Raw genomic sequence first — 3,294 nt, 5'->3', positions numbered from 1 at the left:
AACACCTCCGCAAACTCCCAGCTTGGGTCGGAGGCAGGCAGCTCGACCGGCCCCGGCACCCGAGCCGGCGACGAAGCCCGCACGGGCCGTACCGCGGCCGACAACGACGACCTTGACGACCTTGACGACATCTACGTGACGGACTCAGACACGGAAGGTGCCTCCAGCCCGGCCAACCCCAGCACCTCTACCAGCCAGCCTCCATGGGCGAACGCAGAACTTCCCAGAACACCAACCGAACCCGGCCGACCCATCAACACCGAACCGACCGTGTGGACCGGACCTACCAGTCCTGATCACGCAACCACTTCGGCGGGGCTGGATCCTGATTCGCGCGACACCTGGTGGCCGGGAGAACAGGTTCGCGAGGGAAGTTCCTCGACCCTGGACTCAAGCGGCGCGGGCACCTCCGGCAGTCGAATCCCTACGCGTAGCCATTCCGACAATCTGCGGTTGCAACTGCCTCGGCTGTCGCTCCCGTCGTCCCTGGCCGAAGGTGGGTCCGCCGCGCAGCGGTTGTCTCCACTTCAGGCGATGTCACCACGGTCGCCGATGACCGCGTCGGCGATGAGGTCGCCGCTGGGAGGGGCGGCCTGGCGGCGCTCGCCATTGAGCGGCTCGACGCCCCACCGGCTCACCGTGCGGTCGCCGCTGGGGTCCGCTCGGGGATCGGCCCGCTCGACCCCACGTGAACTGGCACGGCTGTCACCGATCGGAACGAATGACTTCCGGTGGGAGTTCTCCGGTCAGATGCTGGGTGAGCGTGATGACCGCGAGAGATCAGGTCACCAACAGCCGAGCGGGCGGTTGGTGACTGAGGCTGTCCGGTGGTGGCGAGGCCAGGCAACGGGTGGGCCGATCGAAGGGCTGTTCACCAAGGCCCGACAGGTCGAGGCTTTCCAGACAGCGGGCGATTCCCGTCGGATCCTCCCGATGACAGCGGCGGCGAACATTCTCGTCGGTGTGCATGCCGTGATGAACAGCGACCGGTCAGCCTCGCGTCAGCAGCTCATTGACACAGCCCTCGGCGAGATCACCCAACTGCGTGAGCGGCTTGAATCACTCCAACAGCCAGAAATATCAGTCGACCGCGCCGAGGCGCTGCGACATGCCAACGTGCTCCAGAACCGTCTCAACCGGGCCAGGCTTGTGGACTGGGCGCACGCGGCGCGGCAGGGTGGTCGTTCCGCTCGCCGCCTGGCAGACCGGGTGTGGCTGGTTCCGCCGACCACACAGCCGGAATCGGGCGAGGTTCAGCCGCATCTGAGCGCGCACCTCGCCTTGGTAACGGCGCTCACCGTGCCCAACGCGGCGGTGGTGGTGACCGGCGAATTGATCAACATGGGGCCGGAGTCTGACCCTCAGCCGCAACTGGCGGCTGCTGGTGAGCCGCACCGCCCCTACCTGCCTGTTCCCGAACTGCTCGATCTGTTCTTCAGCACTCCGGTCAACAGCCGGACCAACAGCAGCGCCGGTGGGAACGAGCCGTCGGTGCTGGTGCTGATGCCGTACGGCACCGACGAGGAACTCCGCCGGTACGCGCGGGAGGTGGCAGAGGTTGTCGAAACGCGGCAGGTGATAGGGCTGCCCGCCCCCCGGGCGGTGGTCGTGGGCTCACCACAACCCAATCAATTGATCAGCGGGCACGTCTATCCGCACCAGAGTGTTGACCTCTATGTCACGTTGCTGTCGGCGGTGCAGGACGCCAGCCGGGCGGCCGTTCCGCGAGACCTGGAGACCGAGATCCGCAGCCGGTTGGACGAGGGCCACTCCTGGTTCGACGACTACAACCTGGCACTGCTGGTGGTCACCCGGAGGATCGAGGAGGAGCGGCAGGAGCAGGACGGGCCGCCGGCGTATCGGGCTCTGCTCAGTCCGCTGGCACCGTCCGCGTCGATGGAGAGTCAGCGATTTGTCGCGGTGCCGCTTGGTGCGGGCGTTGTTGGTACGGGCGCTGTCGGCCTTGACGCGGCGCGTGGGTTCCTGCGGGTCCGGACTGTCCTCCCGGTCGCGCCGCCGGGCTCGGCGGCGATGCCGGTGCGGCTGGGCGAGAACATCACCTCGTACCGTCTTCGGCTGCCCAGCGTCGGCGATGAACCGGCGCGCGAAGTGTTCACCCTCTGGGCCGATGCGGACGAGATCTGGGTCAACCAATACCGCACGGTCCTCCCTCGCCACCGAGTGGCAGGAACCGATCTGCGGCAGGTGGGCCAGCCTGGTCTGGTCGCCGTGATGGTGCCCAACCACGGGGTGTTCGCCGGATTCGCCGAAGTCCTGCATAGCAACATCGCGTTCAATGCGCTGGAGCAGGTGGTGGTGGAACCGGGCCGCCTCAACCGGGCGGGGGTTCTCCCCGGTGTCGCCCCCTACAGCAGGTTGCGTAGCCCGGTGGACGGCCAGTGGCTGACCGCGCAGGAGTATCTGCAGGATCTGGTCCCCACCCCACCAGTAGGTCTGCGACCGGTGGTCCTGCTTGTCGATCCGCTGACCGGCGAGGCACAGCGCACGTCGCCGTTCATCCAGCACCTGGTGCAGCAGCATGTCTCAGTCGTGTCGGCGGAGTACGCCCGGCCGTCCGACGAAGAAACGGGGTCGGTCGAGGAGGTTCTGGCCTGGCGGGTACTCAGGTGGAGCGAGAGCAGGCAGCGGACCAGGCGCAGTGAGCCCAGCGGGGATATCTCGGAGACGCTGACCAGCGCCACGCGGCAGCCGCCCGCGATGTCGCTGAGGGAAGCGCTGACGCGTTTCGCGGCGGCGCCGACCGACGGGGTCAGCCATGCGGATCCGGCGGCGGCCACAGTGCGCTGGGCTTTCCGGACTACCCCGGAACTGGAGTTTGACGCGCCAATTGCTGTTGAATTTCCTGTACCTGACCGAGAGGCGTACCTGCGCTGGCTTGAGCAGCCGGCTGGTGTCGCGGCGGTCCAATGGGCGGAGGAGGATGGCGGGGGATACACGTCCGATATCCAGCTGCAATTCCTTCGAGGGATCGCACTCGACTCCGATCAGTATTTCCTTGTGGACACCGTTGGGCTGGCGGCCTGGGAGCGGGAAAGGACCGGATCACCGTTTGGCATAACGGAGCTCACCGAGTCGCCCGACCAGGACGATTCCGAGGACGACGGCTCGGTCTCGCCGCCGCATTACGACTCACTGGCCCCGCCGGGTGGGCGGGCATCCACCGTCTTCGCGGCGATGCGGCCTCCGGCCGACGGGCCTCCCGATTACGGCTGGGCGGGTGCGGGTCCGGCTGGTGAGTTCACTGAGGTGATCGCGTCTGGGTTGGATGACGTG

Annotated in this window: 1 protein-coding gene; it reads left to right on the top strand. The window is 67.2% G+C overall.

Features of this window, described 5'->3' with window-relative positions; all coding sequences use genetic code 11:
• Window positions 1-933: 933 nt before the first annotated feature.
• The coding region (locus tag ACIBF5_RS32590; RefSeq protein WP_396816738.1) for a hypothetical protein at window positions 934-3,294 on the top strand (2,361 nt) is incomplete at its 3' end.

The sequence above is a fragment of the Micromonospora sp. NPDC050417 genome (assembly GCF_044458865.1).
Classification (GTDB): domain Bacteria; phylum Actinomycetota; class Actinomycetes; order Mycobacteriales; family Micromonosporaceae; genus Micromonospora_G.
Note: the sequence above shows the minus strand (reverse complement) of the source record. Positions and strands in the feature narration are given on the sequence as shown.